A 14351-nucleotide genomic window follows, 5' to 3' on the forward strand; every position below is an offset into this window, starting at 1 on the left:
CATCGAGCCAGTGGCGATAATGGCTCCATGGATGCACCCAAGCCCTGGCACCTCTACCTGCTGCTGTGTCGCAACGGCAGCTATTACGCCGGCATCACCAACGATCTGGAGCGGCGCTTCCAGGCGCATCTGCGTGGCACCGGCGCGCGCTACACGCGCGCGAATCCGCCGCTGGAAGTGCTTGCCAGCCACCCGTATGCGGACCGCTCCGCCGCCTCGCGCGCAGAGTGGCAGCTCAAGCAGCAACCGCGCGCGCGCAAGCTGGCCTGGTTGCTGGCGCAAGCGCACGGCGGCGCCGAGTCACAGCTCACTGACGCATCGATCACGCCCGCCTAGCCGTGTGTTTTCTACGCTGCACCGCCATCAATCGCGGAGCAGCGCATGCACTATCAGCTCTACTACTGGACCGGCCTGCAAGGCCGCGGCGAATTCGTCCGCCTCGCACTGGAAGATGCCGGCGCCGACTACACCGACGTGGCGCGCGTGGAAGGCGATGACGTGATGAATGCCTTTCTGGAAGGTCACCAAGCCGGCGCCCAGCCGTTCGCACCGCCCTTCCTCAAGGCCGGCGACACGGTGGTTGCGCAGGTCGCAGCGATCCTGCATTTCATTGGGCCGCAACTGAAGCTGGCACCGGAATCGGATGCACTACGCATCCAGGCATTGCAATTGCAGCTGACCATCACCGACCTGGTGGCCGAAGTGCACGATACCCATCATCCGATCGCCACCGGGCTGTATTACGAAGACCAGAAAGCCGAAGCGGCCAAGCGTGCCAAGGACCTGCGCGACAACCGCCTGCCCAAGTTCCTGGGCTACTTCGAACAGGTGCTGCAGCAGGCCGGCGGCATCCATGTACTGGGCACGCACTCGTATGTGGACCTGTCGCTGTTTCAGCTGATCAGCGGGCTGGAATACATGTTTCCCAAGCGCATGGCAACGCTGTCGACCGATCTGCCCGGCCTCAAGGCCTTGCAGCAGCGCGTGGCCGAGCGTCCGCGGATTGCCGCCTATCTCGCATCCGAGCGACGTGTGGCGTTCAACACCAACGGCATTTTTCGCCACTATCCGGAGCTGGATGCGGCGTAATCGATACGACTGCGTCTCCTGCATCGCATCGCAAGCAGCACCGAAATTACCTGCTCCGATGCCGACACCGGATGCATGCCACTGCAGCGTGCAAGGCCGCACTCAGTGCGGCCTCATGCTTGCGTCGATCGCAAGCCGCCTCAACGTCCCTGCAGCAATGCCGTCCGAATTCGCTGCAACTGCACTTTCACCGCAGCGGCCTGCGTCGGCCCCAGCCGCAACACGGCTTTTTGCCCGACCGACAGCGCTTCCAGCGCAGGATCGACAAAGCGATAGCGGCCACGCTCGTCGCGCTGCACCTTGATCGGTTGCGCCGGATCCGGCGTGCGTAACAGATGATCGATCACATCGATCACGCGGTCGTTGAAGTAACGATCCGGCGCGCCGAGATCGGCATATGCCTGCTGAAACAGCGGGTAGAAACGCACATAACTGCGCACCAACGCCTGCGCATCCACCTGTGTGAATGCCGCAACGTAAGGCGCATAACGCACCGCATTGGCCTGATCGATCACAACAGCGCCAGCGGCATCGGCGACCTGCAACTCACCAGGCACCGGCTGCAGCACCGAGACACGGCGGCTGATGCTGGGCTGGGTCAGATTGTCGATCATCACCACAACACGCTCGATCAGATGCTTGCGCACCACGATCGACAACGCGCCATCGTCCTGCACCAGGTCCAGCAATGCCTGCCAAGCAGCCGCATCGCTCTGCGCCAGCGCAGGAATCGCAGCGTCGGCGGCATCGGCCGAGGGCGCCTGCACCGGATGCCGCGGCCCGGCCGGCACGGGCGGCGCGGGAGTCACAGCGGCTGCCACAGCGCTTGCGGTCTGGCTGATCGGCGCAGGCAACGCGCCCGGCGGAGTGGATGACCCGCCAAACAGCCACCAGGCGGCACCGGCCACGATTGGCACCGCCAGCAGCCACGGCCAACGCGAAGACTTCGATTGCATCGTGAAACTCCTTACATCGACAACATCCATGGTGTGACCATGAGATGGCGCGGTGGTTCCATCGATATGTGGCGATGACGCTATCCAGCAGGCTGCGTGCATCAAGCTGGAGCGTTTGCACGCGAGGTTCGCTGTCTGTGGAAGCAAACGCTGGCTCTTACGCTGCAAGCGACAACGACATGCCCGTAACCATCATCCTCATTGCGAACAGATAACGCCCGCAGCGAAGTTTGAGGCAGTCAAAAGCTCGGTGGGTCGAGGGCGCGATGCCCTCACCGCTCGCGGGACACGCCGCAAGTACGTCCATGTAGGCTCGGTGGCGGCATCCATGCCGCCACACGGTCCCGCAATCGGTGAGGACACCGCACCAGACAGTTTGCTGGCTGCTTTGCTGAAAGCTTGCCTATCACTTGGCTTGCCTTGGGAAGCTGATCGGACGCGGAGATTAGCCAAACAACGCACGAATGCACCGCTCGCAACCATGCACACCGACCATCTCGACTGGTCCTTGCCCGCCCACCGTCGCGGGACCTTACGCGGCATGGATGCCGCGTAAGAGCCTACACGGACGTACTTGCGGCGTGTCCCGCGATGGTGGGCGGGCAAGGGCCCTCCAGCCAAGCCGCAGACCGCAGGCTTCGGCTTCGGCTTATCCACATTATCTAGTCTCAGACCAGGACACCCGGCGTTGCCGCATCAAGCAACAACGCCAGCCGTCTCATACCCGCGAAGTAGGTGTGCCCGCCGCGCTCAGCTTGCGAAATCCAACCGCGCATTCACCCAAGCCGCCACGATGGCGGCGGCGACCTCATCGGCCTGTTTCGCAGGCAGGCGCTTCTCGCGCACCAGCCATGCTGCCGTATCGGCACGCACCTTCGGCAACAGCGCACGCACGGCCTTGCGTTGCGCCGCCGGCCAATCGCTGTCTTCCCCGTTCCAGGCCGCAATCGCCTTGTCCGGATCGTCGCCGTAGCTCTTGCGCAGTGCAGGCGTCAGATACAACAACGGCGACACCGACGCGCGTAGCGCGATGATTTTCCACTCGGCGTAACTCGCGTAGCGAATGGTGCCGGCATCCTTGCTCAAGGCCTCGATCAACCCGGCAAAGCCCGCATCCAGCTGCTTCCAGCTGGCCAATGCAAACAAACCGCCCGGCGGCTTGCAGATCGGCGCGAACCCGTCGCGTGTCGACCCATACAGCGAGCCGAACGCATCGTATGCCGGCTCACCCACCGCAGCGAAGATGAAGCAATGCACATAAGGACGCTGATCGCTGTCGTCGCGCTCGATCCACAAGCGTAGCAACGTCAAGACGCGTTCTGGTGCCTGCATGGCAGGCATGCCATCCACATCGTCGAGCAACGAGGCCGCAAACGTGTCGACCTTGCGCAATGCCTTACGCGCACTCTCGAACCGCGCATTAGCCAGCGCCGCATCCAGCCCCGCCGCAGGCACGAACTGATGCAAGTAAGCCAGCCACGCCGAGGCCAGCGGCGTGTCGTAGCCCTGTAACTGGCGCGCCGCGTCGGCAGGCGCCGTGGGAATGCTGGCAATGATGCGATCCAGTGCCTGTTGCTGTGCAGTCAGCGCCTTGGCCAGCACATCGGCTCTGCCCTTCAATGAGCGCTGCAGGCAATCGTCCAGCTTGGCGTCCTGCGCGCAGGCATTGCGCTGCCGCAGCCACGCCCGTTGCTGATCGCGCACGCTCGCCACCGAACTGCGCGGCGTGGTCTCCACCAACGCCCGATAGGACTCGTCCAACTGATCGTCCAGATTACCGAGCGCCGGCACCGCACACAGCCGTTTTTCGACCGCAGTGCTCGCCTGCTTGCAATCGAACGAGGCCGCCCAGGCACCGCTTGCACCCAGCAACAGGGCGCCACCAACCACTGTCCGCATCGCAGCCGAGCGATAGTTCATTGCAACGCCTCCTTGCGTGCAGGCAGCAACGACAGCAGCAGCAAGGTCAACGCCAGCGCGACATAGGCACCGACGAACTGCCAGCTGATCACCCGCGCCAACCCTTGCAGCGACCACGGCAGATAGATGCCGCCGCGCGGGTCCACCGAATGGATCAGGCCGAACAACGTCAGGCCAGCGGCCACCAGCAGAAACACCGCACCGCGTCGCAGCCGGCCATCGATCATCGCCGCCACCGCGGCGATCCACAGCATCGCGGTGATGATGAAACCATTGCCCAGCGCGAAGATCACCGCCAGCTCCGGCAGGCCGTGACCATCGAGCTTGGTGGTCAGCGCAACCAATTGCTCCGGCGGAATCCAGCCCGGCGCCTTGATGGTCAGCAGGTACGCCACCGAAGGCAGAAAGCCCAACACCATCGCGCCCGCGTGATGCTTGGGCGTGGCCTGAAACGCCTGCGTGGTGATGTCGATCGACACGTACACGATGATCGGTGCCAGCACCGCCAGCGGCACCCATTGCACCAGCCCGCTGATCACACCCAGCATGCCGCCAATACCGACGAATAAGCCAGTCAGCAACGTATAGCCCGAACGCGCGCCCATATGCTTGTACGCCGGCTGGCCGATGTACGGCGTGGTCTGCGCCACGCCGCCGCAGACGCCTGCGACCAGTGTGGCGAAGGCTTCCACCAGCAGAATGTCGCGGGTGCGGTAGTCATCGCCCGCAGCGCGTGCGCTCTCGCTGACATTGATGCCACCCACCACCATCAACAGACCGAACGGCAGCAGCAACGGCAGGTACGCCACCGTGGCCGACAGGCCTTCGATAAAACCCAGGTTCGGCAGCGGCAACACGATCTTCGGCGTCGCCCAGTCCGGCACTGCAAAACCCGGCGCACCGAGTCCGGCCAGTCCCAGCCCGTAATACAACGCGGTGCCGATGACGAAGGCGACCAGCACACCCGGCAACTTGGTCGGCAACCGGCCCTTGGCCAGCAGCACGTACAACAGCAGGCCCAAGGTGACAAAGCCGGCCACCGGCGAACGCAGCGTTTCCAGCAGCGGCAGCAAGCCCATCAGCACCAGCGCGATGCCCGCGATCGAACCGAGCAGCGCCGCACGCGGCAGCGCACGCGTGACCGCCTCGCCAGCAAACGACAGCACCAGCTTGAGCAGGCCCATCACCACCAGCGAGGCCATGCCGAGTTTCCAGGTGGCGATGGCGGCCGCTTGCGGATCCAGCCCCTGCGCCTTGAAGCCGACAAACGCCGGGCCGAGCACCAGCAATGCCATGCCGATGCTGGTGGGCGCATCCAGGCCCAGCGGCATCGCGGTGACGTCGTCGCGCCCGCTGCGTGCGGCCAGCCGCCGCGCCATCAAGGTGTAGAGCAAATTGCCAACCAGCACGCCGAACGCGGTGCCAGGAAACATGCGTTCGAATATCACGTCAGCGGGAAACTGGAATATCCCGATGAGCGCCATCGCGATGAAGCCGAGGATGGAGAGATTGTCGACGACCAGGCCGAAGAAGCCATTGAGGTCGCCGGCGACGAACCAGCGCGGCGATGCCGCAGTACGCGAGGAAGAGGCCGACATGGGAGCCAGGAAGCGTGGGGATCGGCCGATGGTAGCCGCTGCCCCGCATGCGCGACAGCGGCGCGATGGATCAGAGCGTGTCGTTGCGCTGGCCGATGCAAGGGCGCGCCCGTCCGGCGCTTGCCGGTACGCTGACGCCTACAGGCGCTACTGCGTCCGCTCCTGCATCGCCGCAGCGACCTCGATCCAGCCGACGCTGTCGCTGCGGCCGGCACTGCGATAGCGCACCTGCACGCGCGTGGCATCGGCGCTGACATCCAGCGCGTCGGCCCGATCGCCCTGCACCAGATAGCGCTTGGTGCTGGTCGAAGTAGGCGTGGCGTACAGCGGCAGGCGCGCCACCTGCACACGCAGCTGCACCGGCATGGGTGCCTCCAGCGTCGTGCCGATCTCGCTTGAAACCTTCGCCCCGCGCACGTCGTAACGCGGCCACACCGAGAGCGGCATGCCATCGTCGGTGCCTGGATCCAGCAAGGTCTGAATGTCGGGCGAGGCGATCGGCTGCTGCGTCCTGGCCACATACAGGCGCCCATCGGCAGCGTAGCGATAGACGTCGGCGTACCACATCGGCCCGCTGCGGCAGGAGCTGGTCAAGCTGCGCTGCTGCTTGTCGGGCGTGAGGTTGAAGAAACCTTCGCATTGCACCGCCGGGCGCGTGGGCGCGGTCAGCGCACGAAAGCGGCGTTGCGCCGGATCGAACACAAACACCAGCACCGCCTCGTTGACCTGGCCGAGCATCGCCGACACCGCAAGATCCGGATGCCCGTCGAAGTTGTAGTCGTCGCTGTCCACGCCGGTGCCGCCTTCGCCGTCGTCCACGTTCGCGTCGAACCATTGCTCCTTGCCGCCTGGGCTAAACACCACCTGCAGGCGTGTGCCGACCAGTGTGGCGGTGGCACGCGTGTGCGCGTCGATCTGCACCTGCACGCTGGTGTCGCGTGCCAAGGACGCGAACGACAGCCCGCCAAGCGCGGCGAATAACAGCGCGCGCGCAGCCCTCACATGCATTCGGCGCAGAGGTTCAAGGCGCATGGTCAGCAGACTCAGAACGACACCTCAACCGCCTGCCGCGACCACAGCACCGACTGGTGGCCGGTGGCCTGCTTCCAGGCCAGGCGGATCGCCTCGATGTCGTTGCGCCGCTGCGGGCTGTCCTCGTGCAGGATCACCAGCACCTTGGTGCCCAGCCGGTTCGGCTCCTTGGCACCGCGAAACAGCCACTGGCCGTAGGCGTCGAACACGGTCAGCCCATCCGGGAAGCGCGGCGTCACTTCCTTGTCCAGGAACGCGCGCCACTGGGTCTCGTCGATAGTGCGGGTCTGCGGGCGATCGGCCGGGCCGGTTTCCTCGCCCACGCCAAAGTACAGCTCGCTGCGCACCCAGCCGCGGGCCGTCGCGGGCCGCGCCGCATCTCCTTGCAGGCTGGCAGTGGTCGAGCCCGGCGCGCCGCCGGGAGTGGTGGCGCAGGCGGACAACGCCAACATGGCGGCAAGCAGGCAGGACGGCAGCAACTTCATCGACTTCTCCACAACGGATATTTTTACAACGCGTATTGGGCAGGCTCATGCAGGCCGGGCATTAGCTGATGCCGGCGTGCGCGCACTGTGCCATCTCGCACGCGTCTGAACAACGCGATAACATCTCTCCATCCGGATGAATGTGGACGATCCGACCCCTTTGCGCCCCAGCCCGGCCGGATGCCGACCGCGCGGCGCGTTCGCAGTTGCTGTCGCAGGAGAGAGAAATGACCCGCCCCACCCTTTCGGCTATCGGCCTGGCCGTCGCCGCCGTGTTGAGCGCCAACGCGCAGGCCCAGCAGGCCGCCCCCGGCGCCCCCACGCTGGACACGGTGATCGTCACTGGCACCCGTGCCAGCGACCGCACCGTGCTGGAATCGACCGTGCCGGTGGACGTGCTCACCGCCGAAGACATCCGCAAGGCCGGCGTGGTCAACGGCGAGCTCGGCAGCGCGCTGCAGGCGCTGCTGCCCTCGTTCAATTTCCCGCGCCAGTCCAACTCCGGTGGCGCCGACCACATCCGCGCCGCGCAGTTGCGCGGACTCTCGCCCGACCAGGTGCTGGTGCTGGTCAACGGCAAGCGCCGCCACACCTCGGCGCTGGTCAATACCGACAGCAAGATCGGCAAGGGCACCACGCCGGTGGATTTCAATTCCATCCCGATCAACGCGATCAAGCGCATCGAAGTGCTGCGCGACGGTGCCGGCGCGCAATACGGCTCCGATGCCATTGCCGGCGTCATCAACGTGATCCTGGACGACAACCCCGAGCGCGGCGAGCTGGAAGCCAGCTTCGGCGCCTACAACACCGATGTGGAGCCGATCAATCGCCGCGTCACCGACGGCCAGACCAGCTACGCCAGCGCCAAGGTCGGCAGCCTGCTCGGCGATGACGGCGGCTTTTTCAAGGTGGGCCTGGAGCTGAAGAATCGCGAGGCCACCAACCGCGCCGGCTTCGATCAGATTCCCTCGTTCGAAGAACAGACCCCGGCCAATCTGGCGCTGGCTGGCCAACGCAATTACGTGCTCGGCGACGGCGCCACCAAAGGCCTGAACGCCTGGCTCAACACCAAGATTCCCTTCAGCGCCAACGGCGAGTTCTACGCCTTCGGCACCTACAACCAGCGCGACACCGAAGGCGCCAACTACTTCCGCTACCCGGATGGCAGCGCCAACTGGCGTGAGATCTACCCCAACGGCTACCGCCCGATTTCCGAAGGCGAGAATCGCGACCTGCAGATCGTCGCCGGCGCCCGTGGGCAGCTCGGCAACTGGGACTACGACGCCAGCGTCAACTACGGCCGCAACGACTTCACCTACCGGTTGCGCAACTCGCTCAACGCCTCGCTCGGCCCGGGCAGCACCACCCGCTTCAAGACCGGCGATTTCGCCTTCGCGCAAACCGTGGGCAATCTGGATCTGACCCGCGTGTTCGATGCCGCCGGGGCCACCCATACCTTCGGCACCGGTGCCGAATTCCGCCGCGAGCAATACCGCACCCACGCCGGCGATCCGGCCAGCTATGCGGCCGGCCCGTTCACCGATCGTCCCACCGGCTCGCAAGCCGGCGGCGGCCTCACACCGCAGGACGAGGCCGATCTGTCGCGCAATGTGGCCAGCGCCTACGCCAACGTGTCCAGCCAGTTCGGCGACAAATTCTCCACCGACCTGGCCGGCCGTTACGAGCATTACCAGGATTTCGGCAGCCAGTGGACCGGCAAGCTGGCGGCGCGTTATGCGTTCGCCCCGGCGTTCGCGCTGCGTGGCGCAATTTCCAACAACGTGCGTGCGCCCTCGCTCAGCCAGATCGGCTACGAAGCCACCTCCACCGGCTACGACGCCGCCGGTCGCCTGACCCAGGGCCGCCTGCTGTCGGTCAACAACCCGATCGCAGGCGCGCTCGGCGCCACCGACCTGAAGCCGGAAAAGTCGCTCAATTACAGCCTGGGTTTCACCAGCAAGCTGGGCGATCACTTCGACCTGTCGCTGGACTTCTTCCAGATCGACATCGACGACCGCATCGCGCTGTCCGAAGACATCACCGGCGACACGTTGACGGATTTTGTGCAGCAGAACTTCGGCGTCACCGGCGTGCAGAGCGCCAGCTACTTCCTCAACGCCGCCGACACCCGCACCCGTGGCGCCGAGCTGGTCGGCAACTGGCGCCAATATGCCTTCGGCGGCGACCTGCTGCTGACCGGCACTTACAGCTACGCCAAGACCGAGTTGAAAAACGTCATCGGCACCCCGGCGCAGCTGCTGGCACTGAACCCGGACTACGTGCTGTTCGGCGTGGAAGAGAGCAACACGCTCACCGATGCCGCGCCACGCACACGCGCCGCACTGGCGGCCAACTGGAACAACGAGCACTGGAACCTGCAGACGCGCGTCAACCGCTATGGCAGCGCAACGCGCGTGTTCGATTTCGGCGGCGGCTTCGTGCCACGCCAGACCTATGGTGCCGAATGGCAGCTGGATCTGGAGGCCGAGTACCACCTGGGCACACAGTGGACCCTGGCGATCGGTGGCCAGAACATCCTGGACAACTACTCGGACCGCTCCATCGACGACATCGCCTACTTCGGCAACCTGCCCTACGACGTGCTCTCGCCGATCGGCAGCAATGGCGCGTACTGGTATGGGCGGGTGCGGTATAGCTTCTGAGTGCAAGCTTTAAGCCCCTCTCCCCTCGGGAGAGGGGTTGGGGTGAGGGTACGGGGCGAAGCTCTCGTGTAGGTACAACCGCACGAGGCTTCGCTCGTACCCTCATCCGCCCCTGCGGGGCACCTTCTCCCGAGGGGAGAAGGGACCGCACCCGCTAGTGCATAACCTGAATATCACACCGCTTTGCGCACACTAGCGCGATGGCAGACGTGCATTCCCCCCTTCCGTCGCCGCCATTGCTGGACGATGCCTGCGCATTGTTTCTGGACGTGGACGGTACCCTCATCGACTTTGCCGACAGCCCAGAGGCTGTGCGGCTCTTGCCCGAGGTCCGCGAGGCCATCGGCCGCCTAAGCGACCGCCTGCATGGCGCAGTCGCACTGGTCAGCGGGCGACCGCTCTCGCAACTGGACGCATTGTTCGCGCCGCTGCTGCTCCCGGCTGCCGGCCTGCACGGCCATGAGCTACGCAGCGATATCGCCGCACGCGCCGCGATGCCGCAAGACACCTCCGAATGGCTGCACGGCTTGCATCAGCGCGCCGCCGCACTCACGCATCAACACCCCGGCGTGCTGGTCGAAGACAAAGGCGTCAGCGTTGCGCTGCATTGGCGCGCACAGCCGCTCGCCGGCCCAGATGTGCTGGCCTTCGCGCAACAGGAAATCGCACAACTTTCCGGCTATCGCCTGCAGCCTGGCGACCACGTCGTGGAATTCGTTCCCGAAGGCAGCAACAAGGGCCTGGCGGTCGAACAACTGATGCAGCACGGCGCATTCGCCGGCCGCACACCGGTGTTCGTCGGCGACGACCTCACCGATGAATTCGGCTTCGAAGCTGCCAATCGCCTCGGCGGCTGGAGCGTGCTGGTCGGCGATCGCGCGCAGACCAGCGCGCGCTTCCGCGTCGCTGGCACTGCCGATGTGCATGCGTGGTTGCAACGCAACGCGCGCCCAGCCTGAGAGCCGCGCGCCTTCCCCTCTTCTCTTCAAAAAGGATCGTTCGCACTCCATGACCGAGCCAAACCTGGATCTGGGCGTCATCGGCAACTGCAGTTTCGGTGCATTGGTCGATCGGCAGGCACGTGTGGTGTGGAGTTGCCTGCCGGCTTTCGATGGCGACCCGGCGTTCTGTTCGCTGCTCTCGCCCAAGGGCGAAGGCGGCGACTTTGCCGTTGAGCTGGAGGACTTCGAAAGTAGCGAGCAGCATTACCTGCCCAACACCGCCGTGCTGCGCACCGTGTTGCGCGACATCCACGGCGGCGAAGTGGAAGTGATCGACTTCGCGCCGCGCTGGCGCAACAACGGGCGTTTCTATCGGCCGGTGAGCATCATCCGGCAAATCCGCCCGCTGGCTGGCAATCCACGCATCGTGGTGCGCGCACGCCCGTTGGCCGACTGGGGCGGCCGCACCCCGGAAACCACCTGGGGCAGCAATCACATCCGTTGGGTACTGCCGGAATTCACCCTGCGCCTGACCACCGATGTACCGGTGCGCTTCGTGCGCGATGGCTTGCCGTTCGTGCTCAGCCACCCGGTCAATCTGGTGTTGGGCGTGGACGAATCGCTCACCCGCTCGCTCACCGGTTACGTGCAGGAAGCGCAGGAACGCACCGAAGAATACTGGCGCGAATGGGTGCGCTATCTGTCGATTCCACTCGATTGGCAAGAGGCTGTGATCCGCAGCGCGATCACACTCAAGTTGTGCCAGTACGAAGACAGCGGCGCCATCATCGCGGCGATGACCACCTCGATTCCGGAAGCGCCCAATACCCCACGCAACTGGGACTACCGCTATTGCTGGCTGCGCGATGCCGCCTTCGTGGTGCGCGCGCTCAATCGCCTGGGCGCCACGCGCACGATGGAGCAATTCATCGGCTATATCTTCAACATCGCCACCAGCGATGGCACCTTGCAGCCGCTATACGGCATCGGTTTCGAATCGCAGCTGGAAGAGCACGAAGTCGACACCATGGACGGCTACCGCGGCATGGGCCCGGTGCGACGCGGCAACCTGGCCTGGATTCAAAAGCAGCACGATGTATATGGCAGCGTGGTGCTGGCTTCGACGCAGCTGTTCTTCGATCTGCGTCTGAAGGATCAGGGCGATGCGGATACTTTCCGTCGCCTGGAGCCGCTGGGCGAGCGCGCATTCGCGCTGCACAACGTCCCCGATGCCGGCCTGTGGGAATTCCGCGGCCGCGCCGAAGTGCATACGTATACGGCCGCGATGTGCTGGGCCGCCTGCGATCGCCTGTCCAAGATCGCCGACCGCCTGGTGCTGCCCGAGCGCAGCGTGTATTGGAGCGAACGTGCCGACAGCATTCGCGAGCGCGTGCTGACGGAAGCCTGGAGCGACGAACACGGCCATTTCACCGACACGCTCGGTGGTCACCGCCTGGATGCCTCGCTGTTGTTGCTGGCCGATATCGGCATCGTGGGCAACGACGACAGCCGCTTCGTGCGCACCGTGGAAGCCGTCGGTCGCGTGCTCAAGCATGGCGATGCGCTGTATCGCTACATCGCACCGGATGACTTCGGTGCGCCGGAAACCAGCTTCACCATCTGCACGTTCTGGTACATCGACGCGCTGGCCGCGATCGGTCGCAAGGACGAGGCGCGCGAGCTGTTCGAGCGCATTCTCTCGCGCCGCAATCACCTCGGCTTGCTGTCCGAGGATCTATCGTTTGAAGACGGCGAAGCCTGGGGGAATTTCCCCCAGACCTATTCGCATGTGGGTTTGATCATTGCAGCAATGCGCTTGTCGCGGAGCTGGCAGGAGGCGTCATGAGTCGTTTGGTGGTGGTATCCAACCGCGTTGCAGTGCCCGGCGAAAACCGTGCGGGCGGCCTGGCGGTTGGCTTGTTGGCCGCGCTCAAGGAGCGTGGTGGGGTGTGGTTCGGCTGGAGCGGCAAGACCGTGCGCGGCGACAGCGGCGGCATGCATGAGCAGACCGATGGCGACATCAAGTTCGTCACCATGGACCTCAACAAACGCGACATCGATTCGTACTACAACGGCTTCGCCAATCGCACCCTGTGGCCGCTGCTGCACTTTCGCCTGGACCTGGTCGATTACGACCGCGCCACGCGCGAAGGCTATATGCGCGTCAATCGGCTGTTTGCGGAAAAACTGGCGCCGTTGCTGAAAGACAGCGACACGCTGTGGATCCACGATTACCACATGATTCCGCTGGGCGCGATGCTGCGCGAGCTGGGGGTGGGCTGCAAGATGGGCTTCTTCCTGCATGTGCCAATGCCCTCGGCCGACCTGATGCAGGCCATGCCCGATCACGCGCGCCTGTTCAGCACCTTCTATGCGTACGACCTGGTCGGCTTTCAGACCCAGCGCGATGCGGAGCGCTTCAAGGCGTACGTGCGTCTGTTCGGCGGTGGGCGCATTCTCGAAGGCGACATCGTCGAGGGCCCTGGCGGGCGTCGTTTCAGCGCCGCCTCTTTCCCGATCGGCATCGATACCGAGTTGATCGCCAACCAGGCGAAGGCCTCGGTCGGCAAGCAGGCGGTGCGCGATCTGCGCGAAAGCCTGCGCGGCCGGCAGCTGGCGATCGGTGTCGATCGTCTGGATTATTCCAAAGGCCTGCCGGAACGCTTCCAGGGATTCGAGCGCTATCTGGAACGCTATCCGGAGCAATCCGGCAGCCTGACCTATCTGCAGATCGCGCCGGTGTCGCGCGGCGACGTCAACGAGTATCGCCAGCTGCGCGGGCAGCTGGAGCAGATCGCCGGCCACATCAACGGTGGACATGCAGAGCCGGATTGGACGCCGCTGCGCTACGTCAATCAGAACTTCAGCCATGCGACGTTGACCGGTTTCTATCGCGCCGCTTCGGTCGGTCTGGTCACGCCGTTGCGCGATGGCATGAATCTGGTCGCCAAGGAATTCGTGGCGGCGCAGGATCCGGAAAATCCGGGCGTGCTGGTGCTGTCGCTGTTGGCCGGCGCAGCCGATGAAATGAAAGAAGCGCTGCTGGTCAATCCGCACGATCTGGATGGCGTAGCCGATGCGATTGCGACCGCGGCGAGCATGCCGCTGGCCACGCGCATCGAACGCTGGCGGGCGATGATGGATCACCTGCGCAAGAACAACATCAATCACTGGCGCCAGCGGTACTTGCAGGCACTGGCCGATATTTGAATCTGGTTTCCCGAGCTACCCGCGCACACGCGCTACCAGCACACAGATGCGCCGCGCACTGGCGCATCCCTTCTCCCATCGGGAGAAGGTGCCCGAAGGGCGGATGAGGGTACGTTTGCCCGTACACGTGGAAAATGCGCCAAGTGAAAAATCCCGGCTGACACGAATCTCCATTCCCGAATCCCGAATCCCCGCTCAGCCGACCGAGTCAATAGCGAAATAGAGCTATGGCAGCATCATGCATTCGTCGCCGCACACGAATGCCACCAAGACCGTCTGGCACCAGCAGCCCCCCCATTCCTTACCGATTTGAGCAATTTCAGCACTCCATCGACACAGGTTGGAACGCTGGTTCTCATTCCGTCACGGACACGCGGGTATTTGCGGTCTAAAATATTCACATGATTAGCGCTGAGGACCCTGGGAGGGGCTGCGCGTTCATATCCTGACGTTCTTG

The 14351-nt window shown here is 64.5% G+C and carries 11 protein-coding genes; 6 read left to right on the forward strand and 5 right to left on the reverse strand.

Going from position 1 to position 14351, the window contains the following annotated elements:
* Positions 1 to 27 precede the first annotated feature (27 nt).
* Together NMB96_RS23075 and NMB96_RS23080 are read left to right on the forward strand one after the other, a co-directional pair.
* Positions 28 to 336 carry a GIY-YIG nuclease family protein gene (locus NMB96_RS23075; RefSeq protein ID WP_043889387.1) on the forward strand — a complete coding sequence of 103 codons (309 nt, stop codon included), beginning with the start codon at positions 28 to 30 and terminating at the stop codon, positions 334 to 336.
* Positions 337 to 381: 45 nt separating this feature from the next.
* Positions 382 to 1089, forward strand: coding sequence for a glutathione S-transferase (locus NMB96_RS23080; RefSeq protein WP_023904880.1), 708 nt, complete (start codon positions 382 to 384; stop codon positions 1087 to 1089).
* A gap of 140 nt (positions 1090 to 1229) precedes the next feature.
* Here NMB96_RS23080 and NMB96_RS23085 read toward each other — a convergent pair whose 3' ends face one another.
* The 5 genes from NMB96_RS23085 to NMB96_RS23105 form a co-directional block, all read right to left on the reverse strand.
* Positions 1230 to 2045, reverse strand: a complete 816-nt coding sequence (locus NMB96_RS23085) for a DUF3014 domain-containing protein (RefSeq protein ID WP_023904881.1) — start codon at positions 2043 to 2045, stop codon at positions 1230 to 1232.
* A 750-nt stretch (positions 2046 to 2795) separates the two neighbouring features.
* Positions 2796 to 3965: a lysozyme inhibitor LprI family protein gene (locus NMB96_RS23090; protein ID WP_023904882.1), complete on the reverse strand. Its 1170-nt coding sequence runs from the start codon at positions 3963 to 3965 to the stop codon at positions 2796 to 2798.
* On the reverse strand, positions 3962 to 5563 hold the full coding sequence (locus tag NMB96_RS23095) for a SulP family inorganic anion transporter (RefSeq protein WP_023904883.1): 1602 nt from the start codon (positions 5561 to 5563) through the stop codon (positions 3962 to 3964). The genes NMB96_RS23090 and NMB96_RS23095 overlap by 4 nt, the downstream gene beginning before the upstream one ends.
* A gap of 147 nt (positions 5564 to 5710) precedes the next feature.
* On the reverse strand, positions 5711 to 6595 hold the full coding sequence (locus NMB96_RS23100; protein ID WP_023904884.1) for an FG-GAP repeat protein: 885 nt from the start codon (positions 6593 to 6595) through the stop codon (positions 5711 to 5713).
* An 11-nt stretch (positions 6596 to 6606) separates the two neighbouring features.
* Positions 6607 to 7080 carry a DUF3574 domain-containing protein gene (locus NMB96_RS23105; RefSeq protein ID WP_006448806.1) on the reverse strand — a complete coding sequence of 158 codons (474 nt, stop codon included), beginning with the start codon at positions 7078 to 7080 and terminating at the stop codon, positions 6607 to 6609.
* Between the two features lie 227 nt (positions 7081 to 7307).
* Between NMB96_RS23105 and NMB96_RS23110 the strand changes: the two genes are divergently transcribed.
* The 4 genes from NMB96_RS23110 to otsA all read left to right on the forward strand — a co-directional run bounded on the left by NMB96_RS23110 (position 7308) and on the right by otsA (position 13894).
* Positions 7308 to 9743: a TonB-dependent receptor plug domain-containing protein gene (locus NMB96_RS23110; RefSeq protein ID WP_183086677.1), complete on the forward strand. Its 2436-nt coding sequence runs from the start codon at positions 7308 to 7310 to the stop codon at positions 9741 to 9743.
* Between the two features lie 200 nt (positions 9744 to 9943).
* Positions 9944 to 10702, forward strand: coding sequence for a trehalose-phosphatase (otsB, locus tag NMB96_RS23115; RefSeq protein WP_023904887.1), 759 nt, complete (start codon positions 9944 to 9946; stop codon positions 10700 to 10702).
* 49 nt (positions 10703 to 10751) lie between these two features.
* The gene (locus tag NMB96_RS23120; protein ID WP_255085836.1) at positions 10752 to 12530 is read left to right on the forward strand and encodes a glycoside hydrolase family 15 protein; all 1779 of its coding nucleotides are present in this window, start codon (positions 10752 to 10754) and stop codon (positions 12528 to 12530) included.
* Positions 12527 to 13894: an alpha,alpha-trehalose-phosphate synthase (UDP-forming) gene (otsA, locus tag NMB96_RS23125; protein WP_023904889.1), complete on the forward strand. Its 1368-nt coding sequence runs from the start codon at positions 12527 to 12529 to the stop codon at positions 13892 to 13894. Before NMB96_RS23120 ends, otsA begins: the two co-directional genes overlap by 4 nt.
* Positions 13895 to 14351 lie beyond the last annotated feature (457 nt).

The organism is Xanthomonas hortorum, from assembly GCF_024339125.1.
GTDB lineage: Bacteria > Pseudomonadota > Gammaproteobacteria > Xanthomonadales > Xanthomonadaceae > Xanthomonas > Xanthomonas hortorum.